This window comes from Cyanobacterium sp. uoEpiScrs1 (assembly GCF_947331815.1).
Taxonomy (GTDB): Bacteria; Cyanobacteriota; Cyanobacteriia; order Cyanobacteriales; family Microcystaceae; genus Rippkaea.
Genome location: NZ_OX373462.1, coordinates 2265354 through 2288728 on the forward strand (window position 1 = coordinate 2265354; position 23375 = coordinate 2288728).

17 protein-coding genes are annotated in these 23375 nt (G+C 34.2%); 11 read left to right on the forward strand and 6 right to left on the reverse strand.

Translation table 11 applies throughout. The features are described 5' to 3' along the window. Positions 1-199 precede the first annotated feature (199 nt). Positions 200-1537, forward strand: coding sequence for a folate/biopterin family MFS transporter (locus OXU93_RS07820; RefSeq protein ID WP_267383639.1), 1338 nt, complete (start codon positions 200-202; stop codon positions 1535-1537). Positions 1538-2269: 732 nt separating this feature from the next. Here the strand turns inward: OXU93_RS07820 and fabI are convergent. Continuing rightward, entirely contained in the window at positions 2270-3046 is a 777-nt protein-coding gene (gene fabI / locus OXU93_RS07825) for an enoyl-ACP reductase FabI (protein ID WP_267383640.1), read from the reverse strand. Between the two features lie 234 nt (positions 3047-3280). On the opposite strand from fabI, the gene ntcA reads away from it, so the two are divergent. The 3 genes from ntcA to OXU93_RS07840 are packed head-to-tail and all read left to right on the forward strand — an operon-like array spanning position 3281 to position 5909. Further along, positions 3281-3958, forward strand: coding sequence for a global nitrogen regulator NtcA (gene ntcA, locus OXU93_RS07830; protein ID WP_267383641.1), 678 nt, complete (start codon positions 3281-3283; stop codon positions 3956-3958). A gap of 25 nt (positions 3959-3983) precedes the next feature. After that, positions 3984-5453 (forward strand): DUF3084 domain-containing protein, encoded by a 1470-nt coding sequence (locus tag OXU93_RS07835; RefSeq protein ID WP_267383642.1) that lies wholly within the window; start codon positions 3984-3986, stop codon positions 5451-5453. 54 nt (positions 5454-5507) lie between these two features. Then, entirely contained in the window at positions 5508-5909 is a 402-nt protein-coding gene (locus tag OXU93_RS07840) for a pre-16S rRNA-processing nuclease YqgF (protein ID WP_267383643.1), read from the forward strand. Positions 5910-6504: 595 nt separating this feature from the next. On the opposite strand, the gene OXU93_RS07845 is transcribed toward OXU93_RS07840, so the two are convergent. Further along, complete coding sequence (locus OXU93_RS07845) at positions 6505-8253, reverse strand: ABC transporter substrate-binding protein (protein WP_416378767.1); 1749 nt, start codon at positions 8251-8253, stop codon at positions 6505-6507. A gap of 33 nt (positions 8254-8286) precedes the next feature. Then, positions 8287-9546 carry a bifunctional folylpolyglutamate synthase/dihydrofolate synthase gene (locus tag OXU93_RS07850; protein WP_267383644.1) on the reverse strand — a complete coding sequence of 420 codons (1260 nt, stop codon included), beginning with the start codon at positions 9544-9546 and terminating at the stop codon, positions 8287-8289. 492 nt (positions 9547-10038) lie between these two features. Between OXU93_RS07850 and OXU93_RS07855 the strand changes: the two genes are divergently transcribed. Beyond that, positions 10039-11220, forward strand: coding sequence for an aldo/keto reductase (locus OXU93_RS07855; RefSeq protein WP_267383645.1), 1182 nt, complete (start codon positions 10039-10041; stop codon positions 11218-11220). 1353 nt (positions 11221-12573) lie between these two features. On the opposite strand, the gene OXU93_RS07860 is transcribed toward OXU93_RS07855, so the two are convergent. Further along, a complete protein-coding gene (locus OXU93_RS07860; protein WP_267383646.1) occupies positions 12574-13647 on the reverse strand; it encodes a glycosyltransferase family 4 protein in 1074 nt (357 codons plus the stop codon). A gap of 126 nt (positions 13648-13773) precedes the next feature. Beyond that, positions 13774-15045 (reverse strand): serine hydroxymethyltransferase, encoded by a 1272-nt coding sequence (glyA, locus tag OXU93_RS07865; protein ID WP_267383647.1) that lies wholly within the window; start codon positions 15043-15045, stop codon positions 13774-13776. 288 nt (positions 15046-15333) lie between these two features. Between glyA and OXU93_RS07870 the strand changes: the two genes are divergently transcribed. From OXU93_RS07870 to OXU93_RS07895, 6 genes are all read left to right on the forward strand, one after another. Continuing rightward, positions 15334-15534 (forward strand): hypothetical protein, encoded by a 201-nt coding sequence (locus tag OXU93_RS07870; RefSeq protein ID WP_267383648.1) that lies wholly within the window; start codon positions 15334-15336, stop codon positions 15532-15534. Positions 15535-16202: 668 nt separating this feature from the next. Continuing rightward, positions 16203-16952, forward strand: a complete 750-nt coding sequence (cysE, locus tag OXU93_RS07875; RefSeq protein WP_267383649.1) for a serine O-acetyltransferase — start codon at positions 16203-16205, stop codon at positions 16950-16952. A 613-nt stretch (positions 16953-17565) separates the two neighbouring features. Continuing rightward, the gene (locus OXU93_RS07880; protein ID WP_416378768.1) at positions 17566-18615 is read left to right on the forward strand and encodes a tetratricopeptide repeat protein; all 1050 of its coding nucleotides are present in this window, start codon (positions 17566-17568) and stop codon (positions 18613-18615) included. 34 nt (positions 18616-18649) lie between these two features. After that, positions 18650-19231: a thioredoxin family protein gene (locus OXU93_RS07885; RefSeq protein ID WP_267383650.1), complete on the forward strand. Its 582-nt coding sequence runs from the start codon at positions 18650-18652 to the stop codon at positions 19229-19231. A gap of 30 nt (positions 19232-19261) precedes the next feature. Beyond that, positions 19262-20038 (forward strand): ABC transporter permease, encoded by a 777-nt coding sequence (locus OXU93_RS07890; RefSeq protein WP_267383651.1) that lies wholly within the window; start codon positions 19262-19264, stop codon positions 20036-20038. A gap of 82 nt (positions 20039-20120) precedes the next feature. After that, the gene (locus OXU93_RS07895; RefSeq protein ID WP_267383652.1) at positions 20121-21317 is read left to right on the forward strand and encodes a glycosyltransferase; all 1197 of its coding nucleotides are present in this window, start codon (positions 20121-20123) and stop codon (positions 21315-21317) included. Positions 21318-22463: 1146 nt separating this feature from the next. Here the strand turns inward: OXU93_RS07895 and hisIE are convergent. Continuing rightward, a complete protein-coding gene (gene hisIE / locus OXU93_RS07900) occupies positions 22464-23099 on the reverse strand; it encodes a bifunctional phosphoribosyl-AMP cyclohydrolase/phosphoribosyl-ATP diphosphatase HisIE (protein WP_267383653.1) in 636 nt (211 codons plus the stop codon). Between the last annotated feature and the right edge of the window lie 276 nt (positions 23100-23375).

Genomic DNA, 23375 nt, shown 5'->3' on the forward strand with positions numbered 1-23375 from the left:
GTAATTATAATTAAACTCAAATATTTTCCCGATTGCATTCCAAAATTTTTAAACAAATTATCAGCTCTGTTTCTCTATTTTAATAACTGGAAAGCTATCCATTAATTTTATTTTTGCAAAAACAATAGAAATAATTATCATATCTACCTTTTTATTGTGATTTATTGTCTAATACAATAGCTAACAAAACATTTATTCTATGATTATTGCTTTACCCAGATTCAGTCAAATTAAAAACACATTAATTAATGCGCTGTTGTTAGGGAATAAATCTACTCCCGAACTTTGGGGAATTCTAACTGTTTATTTTGTCCAAGGAATCTTAAGTTTAGCCCGTTTAGCGATTAGTTTTTTTCTAAAAGAAAATTTAGGACTACCCCCTGCTCAAATGAGTGCCCTGACCGGCATTGCTGCTTTACCTTGGGTAATCAAACCTGTATTTGGGTTTATCTCCGATAGTTTACCTATCTTTGGTTATCGCCGTCGCCCTTATCTAATCCTGTCGGGAGTATTAGGTAGCTTTGCCTGGCTCATGCTAGGAACTATTGTGGACAACCTTTGGAGTGCTACTGTCAGTCTACTATTAGTTTCTGTATCTATCGCTATTAGTGATGTTATTGTAGATTCTTTAGTAGTAGAAAGGGCAAGAAAAGAATCTCTAGGACAAGTAGGTTCCTTGCAATCTTTAACCTGGGGTACTTCTGCATTAGGAGGAGTAATCACCGCTTATTTAAGTGGCTGGTTGTTGCAACGTCTAAGTAGTCAAACGATTTTTATCATTACTGCTATTTTTCCCTTAATTGTTGTAATGGTTGCTGGGTTAATTACTGAAAAATCGGTTAACCAGAATTGTGTAAATAAAATATCTTCTAGGAAGCCTTCAGTTAAGCAACAGTTACAAGAACTCTGGAAAGCCTTCAAACAAAAGTCAATTTTATTTCCTGTTGTTTTTATTTTCATCTGGCAAGCAACACCCAATGCTGAATCAGCTTTCTTTTTCTTTATTACTAACGAATTAGGATTTGGTCCTGAATTTTTAGGGCTAGTTCGCCTGGTCACTAGTCTAGCTACTCTAGTCGGTATTGGAATATACTATAAATTCCTTAAAACAGTTTCTTTTCAGCGTATTTTGGGTTGTGGTATTCTCATTTCTTCGAGCTTAGGGATGACGATGTTACTCTTAGTAACTCATACTAATCGAGTGATAGGAATTAGTGATCGTTGGTTTAGTTTAGGAGATAGTTTAGTTCTCACAGTTATGGGAGAAATTACCTTCATGCCCATCCTTGTTTTATCTACTCGTTTATGTCCTAAAGGCATTGAAGCTACTCTTTTTGCCCTACTTATGTCTATTCTTAACCTATCAGGGTTAGTCTCCCATGAATTAGGAGCATTATTAACTAAATGGCTAGGTATAACACAAACCAATTTTGATAGCCTTTGGCTATTAGTCATCATCACTAATCTTTCTACTCTTTTACCGCTCCCTTTTTTATGTTGGTTGCCGGCTACTAATCTTCGAACAGAAGAACCATAAATCAATATTACACTTCCCATAAAAATTTCAGTACATTACGATATTTACTAGTAAATAGTTTATGATTTATCTATTTATCTAAAAAGATCATACTTTAATAAAAAAGTTATATTTCGCCCCAGTCATTATTAGAATCTATTACTATGTTAGAGTAATTTATGATAGTTTATAATTAATTAAATTGAAAAGATAATATATTCCAATGTAGTCTAGCATCAGATTTAAGGATCGTCGTCGTAAATTACTATTATTTTTATTCTAGTATTGTCCATGATACGTTGATAAGTAATTCTCTATAAGTCACCTTAGAAATAGCTTAACGTGGATACTTTTAAATTAGACTAATAGAGTAAATTATTAATCTTATTGACTCTCTGTGTGACACCAGTAAAATAAACTGAAAACTTAATTTAATTACTTTTAAAAAATGTTCATAAAAAATGAGGTAGAAGCATAATCTATAAAAAATTATGTATTACAATAAAAAAAAAAGAGGGAAACTACCTAAAAAATTATAGTTTTTCCAATGTACTTCATTCCAAGTTTCATGTAAGAACAGTTTTTTGGTTTACAAGTCTTCCCACCGAGATGTATATATGAACTGTATACATCTCGGTGGGAAGACTTGTAAACAGATTCTGTCCTTAGTATTGGGAAATTAGAGCTAAATTTAGCTCATCTATGCTCATTGTCTTTCTCTATTTTCTTATTCAAATTTATCTTAAGAGTAAGTTACATTCCCATGATTTCATAACCAGCATCTACATAAAGTACTTGTCCTGTAATACCACTAGCGAGATCACTACATAAGAAAGCCGCCGCATTACCTACTTCTAATTGGGTGACAGTTCGCTTAAGGGGAGCAACTTTTTCAACATGATGAATCATATCGAGAATACCCCCTACCGCCGATGAAGCTAAAGTACGAATAGGACCTGCAGAAATAGCATTGATACGAATGTTATTGGAGCCTAATTCAGACGCTAAATAACGTACACTCATTTCTAAGCCTGCTTTAGCTACCCCCATTAAATTGTAGTTAGGAATTACCTTCACCCCACCTAAATATGTAAGAGTAACAATATTTCCTCCATCAGTCATTAAGGGCTTAGCATATTTAACCATATTGGCTAAGGAGAAGGTGCTAATTTCTAAAGATTTAGAAAAGGCTTCACGGGATACCTCACTAAAGTCGCCTGTTAATCCTTCTTTATCTGCAAAGGCTAGGCAATGAATAAGAATATCGAGTTTACCCCAAGTATCCGCTACTGTTTGAAAGGTTGTCTTCATCTGGATTTCATCTTGAACATCACAGCCGACAAAAATAGAGGGGTTTAGAGGTTTTACGATGTCCCGTACTTTTTTTTCAAAACGACCCTTTTCATCTGGTAAAAAGGTAACACCAAGATTTGCCCCAGCTTTATGAATTTGTTGGGCAACACCCCAGGCGATAGAGCGGTTATTAGCAATTCCCGTTACTAGTGCGTTTTTTCCGGTGAGATCTAACATAATTATTATCAACAATTGTGCAATTTTTAGCGAATGAAGTCTCCCACTGTTTAAGATGAATAGGTATAATCTTCACAGAACTGAGAACTTCTTATCCCAATAAAAACATTGTGAAGCAAAACGTAGCAAAAACCACCTCTGAAGATAGATTAAAGTATTGTGTCTATACTGAAGTTAATAATCACCTGTCCGTTTAATCGAGTCTATACTTACCGTCCTTAATATTCAAGTGTGATGGAAGCATCCTTATCTCAAGATAAACCTTTAGCAGCCGTTTTTCGCCGCATTGGTGGCGGTGCCTATCCCCCTTTCGTTGAATCTTTTGAACGGGGTAAAACAATTTTTTTTCCAGGTGATCCAGCCGAAAGAGTCTACTTTTTATTAAAAGGAGCAGTCAAACTTTCCCGTGTTTACGAAGCTGGGGAAGAAATTACTGTGGCTTTGTTGCGCGAGAATAGCGTTTTCGGAGTGTTATCCCTGATTACAGGGCAACGCTCAGATCGCTTTTATCATGCAGTTGCCTTTACTCGTGTAGAATTATTGTCTGCTCCAATAGAACAAGTAGAGCAAGCTCTCAAAAGAGAGCCTGATTTGTCTATTTTGATGCTTCAAGGGTTATCTTCACGGATTTTACAAACAGAAATGATGATCGAAACCTTAGCACACCGCGATATGGGTTCACGTCTTGTCAGTTTTCTATTGATTTTGTGTCGGGATTTTGGAGTTCCTACTTCTGAGGGGATTCGTATTGATTTAAAGTTATCTCATCAGGCGATTGCTGAAGCTATTGGTTCGACCCGTGTTACTGTAACTCGCCTTTTGGGAGATTTGCGTCAAGAAGAGATGATTTCCATTTATAAGAAAAAAATTACTGTTCATAATCCTGTCGCCCTAAGTCAACAATTTACCTAACCCATTCAATCATTCTTGATCACCAATGACTAGTGCTTATATCTTAATTGTAGCGATTCTTATCCTCGGAGGCTTAATCGCTGCATTGGGCGATCGCTTAGGCACTAAAGTAGGTAAGGCTCGACTCCGTTTATGGAATCTCCGCCCAAAGGATACAGCTATTGTTGTAACAGTATTAACCGGAACCCTTATTGCTGGCTCTACTCTAGGTATTTTATTCACTTTTAGTAAGTCATTGCGCGAAGGGCTATTTCGTCTCGATGAAATTCTCGAACAGTCACGAACAGCTCAGGCTGATTTAGAAAAGGTTTCTAGAGAAAAACAAGATGTAGCAAAAGACTTACAAACTGCTCGAGAATTACAAAATCTTGCTCAACGACGTCTTAAGTCCATTAATGAGAAATTTGAAGATGCCAATGATCAACTAAAACTGGTTTCTGATCAAGCAATAAAATTAAAAAAAGATATTCAAATTATTCTTAAGGAACGCAAAGAACTTTTAGAGAGCAAAACTAGGCTTGACAAACAAATTGCCCAGCTTCATGAACAAGTTCGTGCTAGAGATGAAGAACTCAAAAAAGGTCAGGAAAAAATTGCAATTCAGAATCAAATTCTTCAAGAGAGACAAACTCATTTACAAGAACTTGAGACTCGTTTACAATCTCTAGAAAACCAACAAAATAAATTACAAACTGAAATAGAACAACGAGATAGTAAAATTGCCAAACTTGATAAGGCGATAAACCAAAAAGACGCTGCCTTGAAAAGTCGAGAATCCCAACTAAATGAGTTGGAATCTCAATTAACGTATCTTGAAAGAGCAGTTCAAGTCTTAGAACAACACTATCAAACCTATCAAGAATTACGAGAACGTCAAATCGCTATTGTTCGAGGCCAAGTGTTAGCACTAGGAGCCGTTAGAATTGTTTCTCCTAATGCAGTTCTCCAAGTTGTAGATGAACTACTTAGACGTGCTAATGAGTCAGCTATTGAGGCGGTTGGTAGTCGAGATGTTCAACCGCCAGAACGGGTAGTTAAAATCACTAAAGCTCAAGTACAACAATTAACTCAACAACTTAAAGAAGATCAAAATTTTGTTGTAAGAATTATCTCGGCTGGTAATTACGTAGAAGGAGAAAAAGAGGTAAGAGTTTTCGCTGATATCGTAGTTAACCAAAAGATTTTTAATCAAGAAGAGACAATTGCGAGAGTTTCTATTGATACATCTAATATGACTGAAGAAAGTATTCAACAACGTATTGATATCCTATTAGGAGTAACCCAATTTCGTGCACGTCGTGCTGGTGTAGTGGGTAATATTCAGATTGAAGACGGACGGTTAAAAACTATTGTTAATTTCATTGAAGAAATTAGTGCTAGAAAAGAAGGACTAGATGAAGTTAAGGCAATCGCAGCTGAAGAAACATATACCATTGGACCTCTTAAAATTCGCTTAATTGGGATTAAGGATGGAGAGATTCTTTTAAGTACTTGAATAGTTTATAGTTAATAGTTACTATTTAATAGTTAATATTTGAATAAATTTAGAATGATTATTGGATTCGATCCTGGACGAGATAAATGTGGTATTGCAGTAAGAAATGAGCAAGGACAATTCCCCTATCATCAAGTAGTTAATTCTGAAGAGGTAATCGCCACTTTACAATTTCTTTGTCAACAGTTCCCAATTACATTATTAGTAATGGGTAACCAAACAACATCTAAACAGTGGAAAAAGCAATTAGAAGGTATACTTTCTCCTTCTGTTTCTATTGAAATGGTTGATGAACGCAATACCAGTTTAGAGGCTCGTGATCGCTATTGGAAAATGTATCCACTGCAAGGAATTACTCGAATAATTCCTCTTAGCATGAGGTTTCCTTCTCGTCCTATTGATGACATTGTGGCTATTTTACTAATTGAAAGATACTTAAGGATAAATACTCCATAGAAATTAAGATGCTAATTTTTTTGAAAACTTGTAAGATATGTAAACACTATAACTATCTTTAATAGCCAGAGGCAGCAAAATATTAGCTAGTTTTATAAAAAAATAAATTTTTCAACTATCTATTCAGATATTAGTGTGTAATGCAAGAATATGATAATAAATAATTAACAACACTAAGGGTAAAATTTAAGACAAGGAAAGGAAAAAATATCTATCAACTAATTAACTAATTAGAAAACTGATGCCAGCACTAACCAATATTTAGTATATTGTCTTTCTTGACTAATTAAACCTTATATATCTACTAATAATTTAATTGAATTTTGAGATCTGGCTAGCTTTATATAAAAAAGAATTTTTTGAAAAGTTTATTTAACTAATCAACCGACGTCAGATGCTTATTTGAGAAATATATTTGATTGAACAGTTTTTTGTGTAATTATTCCGAATCTGCCAGTTCACTACATATCATTAAAGTCTAACAACTCAGGTATAGCAGCAGAGTTATACTCGTAAAATCTGTCATTAAATAAATGCTATCTGTTTTAGTAACAGAGTGTTCTAATTTTAGTTTTTAACTCTCTTATTCACTAACTTATCGAACTGAAATATTTTCAATATTCCAAAATGCCCCTCCTAATGGAGAATACTCAATTTCTTCAAAGCGATTTCTAACAGCTTCTAATGAATAAGGGTTAACTAAATAAATAAATGGAACATATTGCGAGACTAATTGCTGTGCCTTACTATAAATTTCTTTACGTTTTTCTCGCTCTAATGTTTGTGATCCTATTAAATATAATCGTTCAATTTCCGTTTCCCAGTCTGCGACAACTCGCCCAGTAATAGGTTTTTGTCCTGCCTGAGGTTTTTGATTAAACATATGTAAGTTACCATCAGTATACCAGATATTAGGAGCATGAGGTTCATTTCCACCAGTAAATCCAATAATATGAGCTTCCCAATCCAAAGAATTACTTAACTTGTCAACTAGTACGTTAAATGCCAAGGGAGTAAAATCGACTTGTATTCCCAATTTTCTTAAATCCTCTTTAATTTGCGCTCCCATTGCTTCTCGAATTTTATTTCCTGCATTGGTAATTAAACTAAATTGGACTCGATTTTCTTTCTTGTCAAAAAGTTCCCCTTTTTTATTTAAAAAAAAGCCTTCTTTTTTAAGCAATTCTTTTGCTTTATCAATATTAAACTCATAGCCCTTAACAGACTCATTATAATAAGGAGCTTGTACAGAGATTTGGGTATTTTGAGGCGCTCCTAATCCACGATAAACATTATTGATAATACGGGGACGATTAATAGCATAAGCCACTGCTTTTCTAAAATTTAAGTTGTTAAACCACTCTGATTTGACAGGATTTACTAGAGGTTTACTATCTCGTTTACCTTTATTTAGATTAAATGACATAAATGTAGTTCCGTAAGCAGGACCTCCATTGTAAATGGTAAAATTACCTCGACTTTCTTCCCGTTTTAATAAAGGAAAATATTCAGGAGTGATTCCAATAGAATCTAAACTTCCTGAACGAAATTGTAATAAAGATGTGTCGGTTGATTCTACAATTGCAAAAACAATCTTATCAATGTTAGGAAGTTGATTTCCTTGTTTGTCTTTTTTCCAATAAAAAGGATTTCTTTCAAAGACAACTTGTTGACTTGTTATATAGTCTTTTAGTTTATAAGGTCCATTAACAATAATCTTTTCAGGAGGTGTGTCGGTTCCCCAAGTTGATAAAAAAGCTAGATTGCCATTATTTCCCCTTTCAGTTAATGTTTTTTTTAAAATATGAGCCGGCAAAACTGGGACACTTGCATTATCTAAAAATGGTGCAAATGGTTCATTTATTTGAAATTCAATACGCCGGCTATCAAGTTTTCTAATTTTAGGAAATGTTCCTTCCCGTCCCACACGAAAACTATCTCGATAATTATTAGGTATTTTTTCATTTAAATATAAGTCATTATAAGTAAAGACAACATCGTCAGCCGTTAATGGTTCACCATCTGACCATTTTAAATTTTCTCTCAAAGTAAAAATAATTCGTAATTTATCATCAGAAATTTCCCAAAACTCCGCTAAAGCAGGCTCTTTAATACCAGTGATAGGATTTTCTGAAATTAGCCCTTCATAAGTGTATTGAAATATACTCGGAGAAGAACTATTAAGTACAGCATTAAAAGTTTTAGGATCACTTATCCAAGAAAAAACTGCTTGATTAGTATTTTCTCTTGTAGTACAACTTGTTAGAGGCAAAAAACATAAAAAAATGATTATAAAAGTTAGACCTCGTTTATATATAAAAGTAACCAAATTCTGTAATCCCATAAAATTATTTATTTAATAATTTACTTTAGTTAATCATTTTATCTGATTAACAGGACTCATAGCAAAAGTTTCTTTAAGAAAGTAACCAATCAAATAAAGAGAACCACAAAGGACAATTGTCTGCTCAGCATCATCAACAGCTCTGTCTAACGCTTGAAAAACATTAGAAAATATTTGAATATCATTCAACTGAGAACAAATTTTATTTGCCAATAATGCTAAGTCTTCTGGGTTTGCAGTTTGATGATCAGGAACAGGAACTAAGTACAAATTATTCTGTGGTTGCAACAAAGCTTCAAAAATTTTATCGTGATCTTTTGTTGATAAAATTCCCATTACCCAAGTAATAGGTTTATGTAATGTATCTACATACTCTCGCAGAGCCGCGGCAGCGGCTCCATTATGTGCGCCATCAATTAAAATAGAAACACCACGCCATTTTATCCAATGTAATCTTCCCGGCCACTGAGTATTTCTCATTCCTTTTTGAATAGCAGATAATGAAATTTTCCATCCTTTTTCTTGTAATATTTTTGATGTTGCGATAGCTAAAGCAGAATTCATTAATTGAATTTTTCCTAATAGAGGTAAGGGATAGCTAATATCTTGGTATTGACCCCAATTTTTTCTGGTTAATAAGGCAGGTTTTACCCATAAAGAAGGACAATTTAATTCTTTAATACGGGTTTTAATAACTGTTTCTGCTTCTAACGGAAGTTGTCCAATAATAGCAGGACATTTCGGTTTTAAAATACCTCCCTTCTCATAAGCAATATCAGCTAGTGTTGGACCTAATACTTGCCAATGTTCTCTACTAATAGACGTAATAATTGTAACTAAAGGGTTATTGCAAACGTTAGTTGCATCTAGCCGTCCTCCTAGTCCCACTTCAAGAACAGCAACCTCTACTTTTTTTTGAGCGAAATAAGCCAACGCTGTTGCAGTCATTACCTCAAATATACTTGGTTGGTTTTTATAGGAAAGACTTAAGTTTTTAACTTTAACAATAATCTTTTCAAAGTCTGTTTCAGAAATAGGTTTATTATCAATACAAATTCTCTCTGTGGGGCAGACCAAATGAGGAGAAGTGTAACGTCCTACCCGGTAACCAGCTTCGGTTAATATAGAAGCAATATAAGCACAAACAGATCCCTTACCATTACTTCCTCCAACATGAATAATAGGAAAACAATGATGGGGGTTATTTAAGGATTTCAATAGAGCTTGAATTTTGTCTAACCCTAAAGTTACTCCAATAAGTCCAAAAGATTGTAGCAAAGAGTGAATAGCCACTTAGTTTAAGTATCCATCATAATTTGTAAGTAAGCAACTATTAACTTAACACTCTTTAATACACTTCTCTGAAATCAGAATAATGTTTTTACTTCTAGCTTTCTGGCAGTCAACTTATACATTTTTATTTGTAATATTCGAAGAATCCTTTTGTTTTGTTTTTTAACTTAATTTAAGTTATCATTAATAGGTCAATAATTAATTAAATAGTGATTTTTAGTTAATTTTACAGAATGCAATAAATATAAATAGATATTTTTTGACACCAAAAATATCTATTTATATTTTATTTTTTATAGAAATAGATTAAAAACCTTGTTTTGCAAGAAGTCTATTAAGTTGATTGCCTAGGACTCTCGAATTAACGATGATCTGTACTGAATACGTTTGAGATAAAAATTTTAAAGACTGCTAGCTACCAGTTCTATTTACTTAGTCTAGGGAAGTTAATATTGTCTACTATAGATTATAGATGCATCATCTAAAAATATTATGAAGTACAGACGATTTGGCAGAACTGAATTTAAAATGCCTATTTTTTCTTGTGGTGGAATGCGCTATCAATATAAATGGAAAGATTTTCCTTTGAAAGATATTCCTAATGATAATCAGCATAATTTAGAACAAACTATTCGTCGTTCTTTAGAGATAGGAATCAATCATATAGAAACGGCTCGAGCTTATGGTACATCTGAAGTACAATTAGGACAGATTTTACCGAAATTACCTAGAGAAAAATTAATTATTCAAACAAAAGTTATTCCAAAAGGAGGAATAATAGAATTCAACAGTAAGTTCAATCAGGGACTATCATTACTAAACATAGACTATGTTGATTTGTTAGGAATTCATGGAATTAATACCCTAGAAATTCTCGAATCTTGTGTCCGTCCAGGGGGTTATATAGAAGAAGCTAAAAAATTACAAAAACAAGGAAAAATAAGATTTATTGGTTTCTCAACGCATGGTTCTACAGATGTTATTATTAGAGCCATTAATACTAACTATTTTGACTATGTTAATCTACATTGGTATTATATCAATCAAGATAATTGGAAAGCTGTAAAAGCTGCAGAGAAACATGATATGGGACTATTTGTTATTAGTCCTTCTGACAAGGGCGGTAAGCTCTACGATCCCCCACAAAAGTTAGTAGAACTCTGCCAACCTTTAAGTCCTATAGTCTTTAATGACTTATTTTGTTTGTCTCATCCTCAAATTCATACATTGAGTGTAGGAGCTTCTTGCCCTAAGGATTTTGATGAACATTTAAAGACATTATCTTATTTAGATAATCCTCATAAAATATTAACTATAATTCTTCAAAAGTTAGAAAAAGAATGTATTAAAACTCTGGGAGAAACTTGGTATAAAACTTGGTATCTTGGTTTGCCAAGTCAAGATCAAACGCCAGGGAATATTAATATCCCGGTAATTCTATGGCTGAGAAATTTAGCACTTGCCTATGATATGATTGACTATGGAATTATGAGGTACAATCTGCTAGGAAATGGAGGACACTGGTTTCCAGGACAAAATGCTGAGCGAGTTAAGGAATTCGATTTAAAACCATGTTTAATTCATAGCCCCCATCAAGATAAAATTCCTGATTTGTTGGTAGAAACTCATCAGTTGTTAGGCGGTGAATCAGTAAAACGTCTGTCTCAAATGTAGATAGTTGATATTTTTCTTGTTTCTCTTTATCTCGTTAATAAATATGATGAGTAATCAAGAACGTAAACCTATTTTATTAATATATAAAGATACTAACGCTTAGTATCTTTATGTCTACAGGATTAATCATATTTTAGTCCATTTAATTACGTTTCACCACAAGATGCAAATTATGGCAATAGGGAATATAGGTTTATAGCAAAGCCTTTATTCCGGATGGTAGATGACAGTTTTTTAGTGCAGATTAATTTATCTGCCACGGAGTACTATTTTGCCCAGTCATGATGTCTAAATTAGTATCCAAGGAATATACTAATTTAGAGAGGAAGTGAAAAGGCAATGTTTTGGTCAGTTTTACGATAGAAAATATCAAAAAATTGTGAATAACTAACCATGATGGGATAGTGGAGAGAGCCTATCGTAAAAATCATACATAAATACATCAAATCTATTTTAATAATCTTTATGTAGAGTTAATTATTACTGATCCTCTAGCATTATTAGAACTACTAACAAACAATAGAATGTTATTGGTTTTAACTTGAGATGATTTATCAGCCTTAAAGTTTTAGAGAACTCATGATAGTCTGATCGGAATCTATTGCCCTAGCGGAATTACTTACAGATATCTGTGCAATAAATACACTGTGAACAGTGTCCCTCTAGTTTCTTATATTTCTAATTGTATTTCTAGTGATAGTTTTTCTGCTATTTACTCTCTGTTCAAAATATTATGTAAATATAAAAACTGATACCATGATAGTGGACCAGCTATCGTTTAGAAAATAACTAAGGAGTTTACGTGTTATCGATAGAAAAATTTTACTAGAGCTTTTTAAAACACCTATCTATATCCGTATACGTAACATAATTGATACTAGAATTTATATTTATAATCTTTTTTTAGATTTGCACAGATTTAGGACATATTGTCCCTGGGGGTATCTATTTAGGTTTAAAAATTTATAAACTATTGATTTAAATAATTTATAAATTTTATTGTCTGCTTTAAATTTAATTTAAAGAATATTTAACTTTTAATCATTACCTCTGTAAGTGTGCAGTAATACTGGACCTGCCGTAGTTTAATCTACATAAGTAGAACGAAGTATATAATTTGTAAATTTTAGTACTAGGCAGTTGTTAATATTTTTAACTCCAACCATAACTATGACTATTATTTATATGATCAATGTTATCTAATAAAAATCGTGGTTGATATCAATATTATTATTTCTATCAAACTCAATAAGACAGCTTTCTTAATTTAGTTTTGATTATCTCAAAGTCATTTGCTTACCATTCTTAATGATAAGTTTTCTTTCTCTTTTTCTTTTACTCTCGTACTTCTTCTTATATTTTACGACTCTTACTCCACGCTTGCCAGCCTACATACACCAACAAAAAGGTTGATCCGGTAGCAAAGCCCCAACCACTAGGAATATTGGAAAATCCTAAGGCCAAACTTCCCACCCATAACGTCAACGAGTAGATGAACAACACCGTTAAACGATGGGAAATACCTGCATTAATTAAACGATGATGTAAATGACGTTTATCAGCACTGAAAGGAGATTTTCCTTGACTTAAACGTGAGATGATAACTGCTGACATATCCACAATGGGGACAGCTAATACCAAAAAGGGTAATAGAACTGCTGTTACTGCTACCGTCGTCACAGCTGCTATTTTTACCAAACCGATTACCCCTACTCCAGCAAGGGTAAATCCCATAAAATAGGCCCCACCATCTCCCATAAAAATTTGAGCGGGGTTGAAGTTATAACGAAGAAATCCTAATGCTCCTCCAGCAAGGGCTGCAGCAATTAAAGCGGCAGCAGGTTGAGCCATAAATAGAGTTAACACCAACATCACAACAGCAGAAATTCCGCATCCTCCAGCTGCTAGACCATCCAATCCATCAATCCAATTAATTGCATTAGCCATCCCTACTAACCAAATGACCGTTAGTAAAAGACTTAATCCATCATTAATCTGGATTAACCCCCCAAATGGAATAGAAAAGAAATCGATACGCACTCCGACTCCCCAAGCAGCACTGGCAACAACTGTTTGGATAATCAAACGGGACAGAGGACTTAAATTAAATAGATCGTCAGCTAATCCAATTAGAAAAAAGCATACTCCTCCTAAGGTTACCCCCAAAATTTCCCATTCTTTATCGGGGGGGAGCCAACCAAACCCCCCTAACCCCCAAACCACTAGTAACGCGGTAATAGTTCCAGTAAAGATAGATACTCCCCCTAAACGCACCATAGGACGTTCGTGCATCTTCCGCCCATTAGGTTTATCAACATAACCTGTTTTTAAACCAATTTGATTGATGAGGGGAGTCATCGACCAAACGACAATCATAGCAATCAGAAAAGCAACAATATGGAATAATTCTGCTGGTGGGATGGGCATGAGTTTAGCTAACGCGCCGGGAGTCACATTTGAAAAAGTTTACCCCACGTTACTCTATTTTCGTTAGGGGTGTAAACGACCTTAGAAATCAGAAGTAAAGTCAGGCTAAAACGGAGATGGGAATGCTCAGATGGGAATAGTCACATGAGAATACAACGGGAAGTGGTCACATAGAGATTTAACTCTACCTAAACAGTTTTGTTTAACCTGCTCTTCTCCTTTAGAGAGAATAAAATCAGCGATAATATCGCCAATTTCCTTAAATTGTTCTTCCTTCATTCCCCTCGTTGTTAATGCAGGAGTTCCCAATCGTAACCCACTGGTGACAAAAGGCGATTCAGTATCAAATGGGACAGTATTCTTGTTTGCAGTAATGTTAATCTCACTAACTAAGCGATCAGCTTCTTTGCCAGTCATTCCTACAGATCGTAAATCCACTAACATCAAATGGTTATCTGTACCGTTTGATACTAATTTAAACCCCCGTGTCATCAATTGATTGGCTAGGACTTTTGCATTAACAATGACCTGTCCTGAATAAGCTTTGAATTCGGGCTTGAGAGCTTCTCCAAAGGAGACTCCCTTTGCCGCAATTACGTGTTCCAATGGACCCCCTTGAATTCCTGGGAAAACTGCTTTATCAAATTTTTTCCCTAGGTCAACATCACGGGTTAATATTAACCCTCCTCTAGGTCCTCTGAGAGTTTTATGAGTAGTAGTCGTTACAACATCGCAATGGGGAACAGGATTAGGATGATGTCCACTAGCTACCAATCCTGCAATGTGGGCAATATCAGCCATTAAGTAGGCTCCTACTTCATCGGCAATTGTTCTAAATTTTTCAAAGTCAATAATTCTAGGATAAGCAGAATAGCCGCAAATAATCACTCGCGGACGTTTTTTAAGAACTAACTCCCTAATTTGGTCATAGTCAAGCCTTTCTGTATCCGGGTTAACTCCATAGTGGCATACCTCAAACCATTTCCCAGAAACGTTAACAGGGGAACCATGAGTTAAATGACCTCCGTGAGATAAATCCATCCCCATAATGGTGTCGCCAGGGTTTAGAAGAGCTAAAAAGACAGCGAAATTGGCTTGTGCCCCCGAATGGGGTTGGACATTAGCATGAGCTGCCCCAAACAACTTTTTAGCCCTGTCAATAGCTAACTGTTCCGCACGATCCACAAATTCGCAACCACCATAATAACGTTTTTGTGGTAGTCCCTCTGCATATTTATTGGTTAATATAGAACCTTGGACTGCTAAAACTGCCGGAGAAGTAAAATTTTCACTCGCAATTAACTCCAGATGTTCCCGTTGACGTTGAAGTTCTAAGTGAATAATTTCAGCCATTACTGAATCACTTTGGGCTAAGAAATCTAAGTTAGTATTAGTCACTGTTGTTTAATCCTTTTTATGTTAGAAAACAATATCCCAGAACCATCCATTATAGTAAATTTAAATTTGGCGGCAAACTAAGCCAGAAAAACTTAAGAATCCTAATAAAAATCATGAAGACAGATAATTTATAGAGATTAAAATGGTTAATACTCTAATTAAGAGTTATCTAGAAACTTCGTAGAAAATAGTTAAGCTATGTGGCGATTTAGGGAATTGAAGTTAGATCTTACTACTTAATCTACTACAATATATCCAATATATATTGAGGAGCGGTGGAGGTATTGTATGTTGGTTATCCTGACTCAGGAAAATGTTTTATCAGCACAGACAGTCTGTCAAGACTGTCTGTTAGCGGATCATCAGGGATTACCTCGCTGGAAACAGGGAACACTCGGCTGTAGGTCTTCTCTTGATAAAAATTTGGACACTCATCAGCCAAAACATTATCAATGTCAAATGGGCTTTCAAATTGTTGAAGTCGAATAATTTTTAAGATAATCAAATTCCAATCACATATTTGCGCCACTTGTGATTGAGATATCTTTTGATATATTTGACAAGTTAAAAATGTAGACTTCTATAAGAACAACGAGGGAGACAGTTTATATTCATGTTCGCTTCTTTTGGGGGACGATGTCTTTTTTTAGAGTACAATGAATATAAGCAGTAACTAGGTTTTTCCTAACCTCTCCCTCGCCTCGTAAACGAGTTATAATATAATTTGACGTTAATTGTTCTTCCTAATAGTTGCTGCGCTCACGTCAATGATATTGCATTGAGTTAGAAAAATTTTGTTGTAAGGAATTCGAATATATTGGCGTATAAAGAAAAAAGATTAACAGAGTTTTAAATGATTACTACAGCTTCTACATTGGTTTCTATTTTTTGTAGACTTTGTTTTTTTTATATCAGTTCATCTTTATAGCTCTTTTGATTTGACTTATTTGAGCTTGTTTAAGATACATAGCTATCAAAGTTGACAACATTAAATACTATTTCTGACACATATAGGTAGATATGGTAATTGTGAGAAAAGTTGTGTATTTAATAATATTACTTTAATAACTTTGACTCCTTGTTGATAGAAATCTCTCGAGATAATAATAGGATTAGGATAGAATAAGGACCTATATTGTTAGAATAGGAGACCCTCGGTGTTATCTTCTCTCATTGTTGACTTTCGCATCATCTTTGAGCGTGACCCCGCAGCCCGTAATTGGGTAGAGGTCCTTGTTTGTTATCCAGGTCTACAAGCCTTAGTTTGCCATCGTTTTGCTCATCTCCTATATTGCCTTGGCTGTCCTTTTATACCCAGATTTATTTCCCATCTAGGTCGCTTTTTGACCGGCATTGAGATTCACCCGGGAGCAAAAATTGCCCAAGGAGTGTTTATTGATCATGGAATGGGGGTAGTTATTGGGGAAACTGCCATTATTGGAGATAATAGCCTGATTTATCAGGGAGTTACTTTGGGAGGAACTGGCAAAGTAACAGGCAAACGTCATCCTACTCTTGGTAAGAATGTAGTAGTTGGGGCGGGTGCCAAAATTCTTGGTAATCTAGAAATTGGTAACAATGTCCGAATTGGTGCAGGATCAGTGGTCCTACGAGATGTTCCCTCCGATTGTACTGTGGTCGGAATTCCAGGACGCATAATTCATCAATCAGGGGTTCGAGTGAATCCTTTAGGGCATAATAATCTTCCTGATTCAGAAGCAAAAGTAGTACGATTGTTGCTAGACCGTATTGAATCTTTAGAACGAGAAGTTCAAAAATTAAAACAAGATATTAAGGAAGATAAATCTAGAGACTGGGACTCAGTAGCTACCGAGTCTTCTACTCCTATTCATTATTATAGTTTGAGAGATAAAGAGATTGAAGAGTTTCTCAATGATGTAGAATAATAGTTTTCATTCTAATAATTAATTTATACTGTCTACCCTGTTAGGATAAATACTTATTGATATAAATAATATTTAGCTACTTTACAATCTGATCTTACTTGCATTCTTATAAAGGTATATAGCTGTACAAAAAAAGTCTTATTAAAACAATAAACTATAGAGTATTTTGTACACTACTTATACTTAATAAATATGGCTAGTTGATACTGGGATATATCTATAAGCTTGCTAAATTTTTGGGGTATTCTTTAGTTGAAAAGGATTAAAATAGTCCTTGTAAAATATAAGTAATATAGTTTTAGCTCTAGTCAATGCAAAAATCTCTACCACTGGACTAATGGATTATAATTTCACGTCCTGACAATACTTTTTTGCTTTGAGAATACTTAAAATAATTATTAGGGTGGTTTTTGAGTAAGTTAACTGACTGTAAAAAATAGGATAATTACCTTAATACAACCTGACTATATAAATTGACAAACATTGTAGTAAATACTGATCATAAAGTAATTAGGTTAGTATAGTTTACAGCTAAAGACTTGTGGACAATTGTCGCAAAAGTTCCAATACTATGTTCCTAAAGACAACTCTACCCTGGATAATAAGCATATTAGTGAGTGGCTTAATATCTCCAGCCATTGCTAGTCCTTTCTCCTTTCAACTTATTGTCCAGAAATCTTCTCAAAGTAATCAGCTAAAAGAGCTCCTCCGTTTAGGTCGAGAATATGTAGATGCTAAAGATTATAATAATGCCATTGCAGTTTATGAAAAGGCAGCTATTATCGATGAAAAAAATCCCAGAATTTTTTCGGGAATTGGCTTTCTATACGCAAAGAAAGGAAATTATAGACAAGCTGTTAAAGCTTATCAACAAGCGGTCACTCTTGATTCCGATAATGCAGAATTTTATTATGCCCTAGGGTTTAGTCTAGCTAATATTAGTGATAATGCTAACGCGGCATCGGCTTATTATTATGCAATTCAACTTGCTCCTAAAGTAGCCAAAAATTATATTGGTTTAGGAGTTGTCTTGTTACGTCAAAATGACTATGAAGGAGCTGCACAAGCTTATAAACGGGTTATTGCCCTTGATCCCCGCAATCAAGAAGCTTTTAATATCATGGGATCTTCGTTAATTCAACAAAAGCAAATTGATGAGGCGATTAAGTATCTCGATAATGCAGTGAAAAGGTTCCCTAATAATAGTGATTTAAGGTTATTATTTGCAACCGCCTTATTAGAAAAGGGAGAGGTTGAACAGGCATTTAAAGAATTAAAAATTACTGAAAAACTTGCTCCAGGAGTAGTTAAAATTCAGTTAAAAATTGGTAGACTGTTGGAACAACAAGATGTATTTGACCACGCTCTCAAAACCTATAAACGGATTACATACTTATATCCTAGTTCAACAGAAGCCCGTGCTGGAGTAGGAAGGATGCAATTAGCAACAGAAGATTATCTAGGAGCCGTCATTACCTATCGAGAATTGATTGGTATGTTACCAGAAACTCCAGAACCATATTATTATCTCGGCATAGCTTATAAAGAAAGGAAAAGAAAAACAGAAGCAAAAAAAGCTTTGAAACAAGCTCGTCAATTATACAAGAAACAAGATAATACTAAAGGAGTTGAGCAAGTTGATAAATTACTGGAGGAACTGTAAACTGGCTTTAACCTAAAGCTAAATAGTTAAGATTATGGTAAGAACCCCTTCAACAATGTTACCCCTTGGCACAAAAGCACCTGATTTTCAATTACCTGACGTAGTATCGGGAAAATACATTTCTTTAGATACTTTTACTAATGGAAAAGCTTTCCTAATGATGGTGATTTGTCAGCATTGTCCCTTTGTTAAGCATATTCAAAATGAACTCGTTCAGCTGGGTAGAGATTATATTAGACAAGGGTTAGGAATTGTTGCAATTAGTGCAAATGACGTTTTTAATTATCCCGATGATTCTCCTGAAAATCTCAAGACAATGGCTCAACAATTAGGACTTAATTTCCCTTTTTGTTATGATGAAAGTCAAGAAACAGTTAAAGCTTATACTGCCGCTTGTACGCCCGATTTTTTTCTTTTTGACAGTGACTTCAGGTTGACTTATCGGGGACAACTAGATGATAGTCGTCCGGGGAATAATATCCCTGTCACTGGTAAAGATTTAAGAACGGCAATAGAAGCCACTTTAGAGAGAAAAACTGTGAACAGTAACCAAAAGCCCAGTCTTGGTTGTAGCATAAAATGGAAGCCTGGAAATGAACCCTCCTACTATAGTTAATTTCTTCAAAAATACGGGAGTTAGTTCATCGTGGATGATCTAATCAGATTAGATACGATGGATTTGATATGGTCATCTGGTATCATTACTGCGGCCGTAGCTCTGTCAAATTGGCAAAAATTAGAGTTAGAAGGACAATTTATTCTAGCCGCGGGGAGAGCACTTCTACAATTATTGGTAGTAAGTTCTGTTTTATTAGTCATATTTGAGTTGGATAATCCTGTTGCTGTCCTAGGAATTTTGGGAATTATGCTAACTATTGCTGCTAAGGCGGCTAATAATCGTATCACTCATCAAAGACAACAGTTATTTCCCATTATTTTAGGAGCATTGCTGGTGAGTAGTTTATTAACTCTAAGTTATGCTATAACTATCATTATCAGACCCCATGTTTGGTACTCTCCTCAGTATTTAATTCCTTTGACTGGTATGATTTTGGGGAATGCTATGAATAGTGCTTCTTTGACTGGGGAACGATTAGGAAGTATGATTGCTCACAACCGTTTAGAAGTGGAGACTCATTTGTGTTTGGGAGCAACGCCAAAACAGGCAATCGCTTCTTATCGCAAAGAGGCTATTCGTATTGGATTGATTCCTACTTTAAATCAAATGATGGTGGTAGGAATTGTAAGTTTGCCTGGGATGTTTACCGGACAAGTCTTAGCCGGAACTGATCCGTTAAGTGCGGCTTCCTATCAAATTTTGATTTTATTTATGATTGTTTTTAGCAATTTATTAACTGCTATTTTAGTTACAGAAGGAGTATATCGTAAATTTTTTAATTCTCAAGCTCAGTTACTTCTTTGACTAATGTTTACTTTTTACTTTTTTTTAGAACTGAAGTAGTTTATTCCAAAATAAAAATATAAATGCCATACTCATAAAAGTTATGGAGATTACCTTAATAATATCTACCATGTTGTCATTAACAATATGGTTATACTTATTGATTTTCAGAGGCAAATTCTGGTTATCTAATCAAAAGATAGATTCGGAACAAATACAGTTAAATACTTATCCTTCTATTTGTGCAGTTATCCCTGCTAGAAATGAAGCAGATGTTTTACCCGATAGTTTAGAATCATTGCTCAATCAAGAGTATTTGGGGGATTTTAGAATTATTCTAGTTGATGATCAAAGTGATGATGAAACGGCAGAAATTGCTCATAAATTAGCTACAATCTTTCGTAAGACTGATCGCTTGACTGTTATATCTGGACAGTTATTATCCTCAGGATGGTCAGGGAAATTATGGGCAATGGAACAGGGAATTAGGTACATTAAAGAACAAAATTTACACCCCGATTATATTCTCTTCACTGATGCCGATATTAAACATCATAAAACCAATCTACAGGAATTGGTCGGCAAATCTCAACAAGAAAATTTAGCCATGACTTCTTTAATGGTTCGGTTGCGCTGCCAGAGTATTTGGGAACACTTTTTGATTCCCGCTTTTGTTTTTTTCTTTGAAAAACTATATCCCTTTGTGTGGGTCAATGACCCTCGCCATAAAATGGCTGCTGCTGCAGGAGGTTGTATTTTGATTCGTCAAGATATTTTAGAACAGGTAGGAGGACTTGAAATTGTCAGTCAGGCTTTGATTGACGATTGTTCTCTGGCAGCAGCAGTTAAATCAAAGCTACAATCGGAAAATACCTCTCAAGGAATTTGGTTAGGACTAAGTGAAAAAACTTACAGTTTACGACCTTATGATTCACTAAAAACTATTTGGGATATGGTAGCTAGGACTGCCTATACTCAATTAAATTATTCTCCATTTTTACTCATAGGGACCGTTGCAGGGTTAATCCTAATTTACATTATCCCTCCAGTTAGTTTAATTTGGGGTTTTGTCGTTGGTAATAGCTTGATTACTAGTTTAGGAGGAATCACTTGGCTATTGATGAGTATTTCTTATCTACCCACTTTGTGGTTATATAGAACTTCGCCATTATGGTCAATTAGTCTACCTATCATTTCTTTTTTCTATTTATTGATGACCATAGATTCTGCATTACGCCATTGGAGAGGAAAAGGAGGCCGCTGGAAAGGAAGAGTCTATTCAGTTGATCATTTGTCTTAAAACCTAAATTAAAGTAATTAAAATATCTAGAGACAACCGTCTTTTTAAGATACTCTTTTTGACGTAGTTTTAGAGTCCTCAAGCTCAAAGTTAACTGGTGAGTAATTTATACTATCACCGGCTTCTCTATCCATTCATCAATTTGTAGTTTTATCCAAGTAAAGTATTTTTACTTAGCTGTTACACCAAATTTTCGTAATACTAATATTTCTGACCCTATTGTAATTAAAATTGTAGATCACTATCCTGCTAAAGACTACAATAGAAAAAGTAATAGTTAAAAATGATAAAGTAGAGGTGTTAATATTAATCCTATTTATGGGGTGATATCTTTGCTAATAAGATTAGTGAACTAATTTTATTAGCAATTGTTATTAGAAGTAGTTATCAGTGAGAGATGTTTTTTCTCAGTTTAAGTCAGGTTGTTTGAAAATATTAAAACAGACAAGATAAATTTTTTAACGATGTAATAATAAGTTTTGATTACTCAATAGTTAATAATTATTATTGTATCAAACTACTTAGAATTTATAAATTAGTCTTGAAACTTTTAAACTTTATAGACAGTTTATTATTCTTTCCTGGAATAGTAAGCTATATGATTAAACAGATACACAGTTAAACTGAACAAAGGAAATTACTAGATCCTATATTATGTGATTGTATAATTGTAGTCATAGATTTTCTAAAATTACTTATCATACTCAATGTCCCGAATATTTAGAATTTCTTATAGTCAAAGAATAGTTATTAGCCATCTTTTTTATTCTGTAGAAGATTATCCTGACATTACTAAATTAGAAAGAGAACTCTGGCGTGCTGAGCTGTATTTTGATCATAAATTTATTAACTTTTATAAGTTATAATAAAGTGATACTAATATCTTCGATAACTTTATTTATGATTTTGTGAGCTAATATCATTCAATATCTGCTCTTATGCCCTTATCAAGATAATAGCTCATTAAACAATTATTAACTATTGCACTAGGCTATACTAGTAATCAAAATACAACAAATATAAATTCACCTTGGCTCTATTTTTTTAAAATATTAAGTTATTCCTATCCTATTTCTATCTTATTGAAACCATACAAATATTTGTTGATGCTAAATATTATGAGCATCAACAAAGTGAATCTTAGTTTCAGCGTCTTCTATCTTGTAACTTCCGGTAAACGTCTTTAATATCAATTTGATGGTAGGATAAAGCCACTAAGGTATGGTAAAACAGATCAGCAACCTCGGAGGCGATTGCCTCTGGATCGTCATCTTTACAAGCCATTATTACTTCAGCTGATTCTTCCCCTATTTTTTTGAGAATTTTATTATCTTTTCCCTCTAACAAACTACAAGTATATGAGCCATCAACAGGGTGATCTCGACGGTTACAAATTACTTCAAACACTCCTGATAAGGTATCGGCTGGTGGTGCCACCTTTCGATTATCCACTTTATGAAAACAACTTCTTTCCCCCGTGTGACAAGAAATATCCCCAAGTTGTTCTACCGTAACTAATAAGGCATCACTATCGCAATCATAACGAATCTCTTTAACCTTTTGAATATGTCCAGAAGTTATTCCTTTATGCCATAATTCTTGCCGAGAGCGGCTCCAGTACCATGTTTCTCCTGTCATTAAGGTTTTTTGTAGAGATTCTCGATTCATCCAAGCCATCATCAACACTGTTCCATCTAAATAGTCCTGGACGATTACAGGGATTAATCCTTGTTCATTGTATTGAATATTATTTACTGGAATGGCATTGGTTAAAGAAAACATCTTAGGTTAATTAATAATATATTAAGTTAGTTAATAGTTTCGTTCTTTCCGCGAAGGTAACTGTCAAATTTTAAAGATTGAAACTTATCGTTTTTGTAATTGATAGTCATCACGAACATCCTACTTGATTTTAAGATATAGTCTTTTCTGCTTTATCAACTTTTAAGATTGTCTGCTCTAATTTATATTATCCTTCTTAAGATGGATTAAATTTAACTCTGACAATAATGGAATTAGTTACTGAATTATAGAAAGGGAAAAATCTTATCTATTAAT

Excerpts from the sequence above, each read along its gene's own strand:
- OXU93_RS07820 (WP_267383639.1), top strand. The coding sequence starts at position 200 with ATGATTATTGCTTTACCCAGATTCAGTCAAATTAAAAACACATTAATT.
- fabI (WP_267383640.1), bottom strand. The coding sequence starts at position 3,046 with ATGTTAGATCTCACCGGAAAAAACGCACTAGTAACGGGAATTGCTAAT.
- ntcA (WP_267383641.1), top strand. The coding sequence starts at position 3,281 with ATGGAAGCATCCTTATCTCAAGATAAACCTTTAGCAGCCGTTTTTCGC.
- OXU93_RS07835 (WP_267383642.1), top strand. The coding sequence starts at position 3,984 with ATGACTAGTGCTTATATCTTAATTGTAGCGATTCTTATCCTCGGAGGC.
- OXU93_RS07840 (WP_267383643.1), top strand. The coding sequence starts at position 5,508 with ATGATTATTGGATTCGATCCTGGACGAGATAAATGTGGTATTGCAGTA.
- OXU93_RS07845 (WP_416378767.1), bottom strand. The coding sequence starts at position 8,253 with ATGGGATTACAGAATTTGGTTACTTTTATATATAAACGAGGTCTAACT.
- OXU93_RS07855 (WP_267383645.1), top strand. The coding sequence starts at position 10,039 with ATGAAGTACAGACGATTTGGCAGAACTGAATTTAAAATGCCTATTTTT.
- OXU93_RS07860 (WP_267383646.1), bottom strand. The coding sequence starts at position 13,647 with ATGCCCATCCCACCAGCAGAATTATTCCATATTGTTGCTTTTCTGATT.
- OXU93_RS07870 (WP_267383648.1), top strand. The coding sequence starts at position 15,334 with ATGTTGGTTATCCTGACTCAGGAAAATGTTTTATCAGCACAGACAGTC.
- OXU93_RS07885 (WP_267383650.1), top strand. The coding sequence starts at position 18,650 with ATGGTAAGAACCCCTTCAACAATGTTACCCCTTGGCACAAAAGCACCT.
- OXU93_RS07895 (WP_267383652.1), top strand. The coding sequence starts at position 20,121 with ATGGAGATTACCTTAATAATATCTACCATGTTGTCATTAACAATATGG.
- hisIE (WP_267383653.1), bottom strand. The coding sequence starts at position 23,099 with ATGTTTTCTTTAACCAATGCCATTCCAGTAAATAATATTCAATACAAT.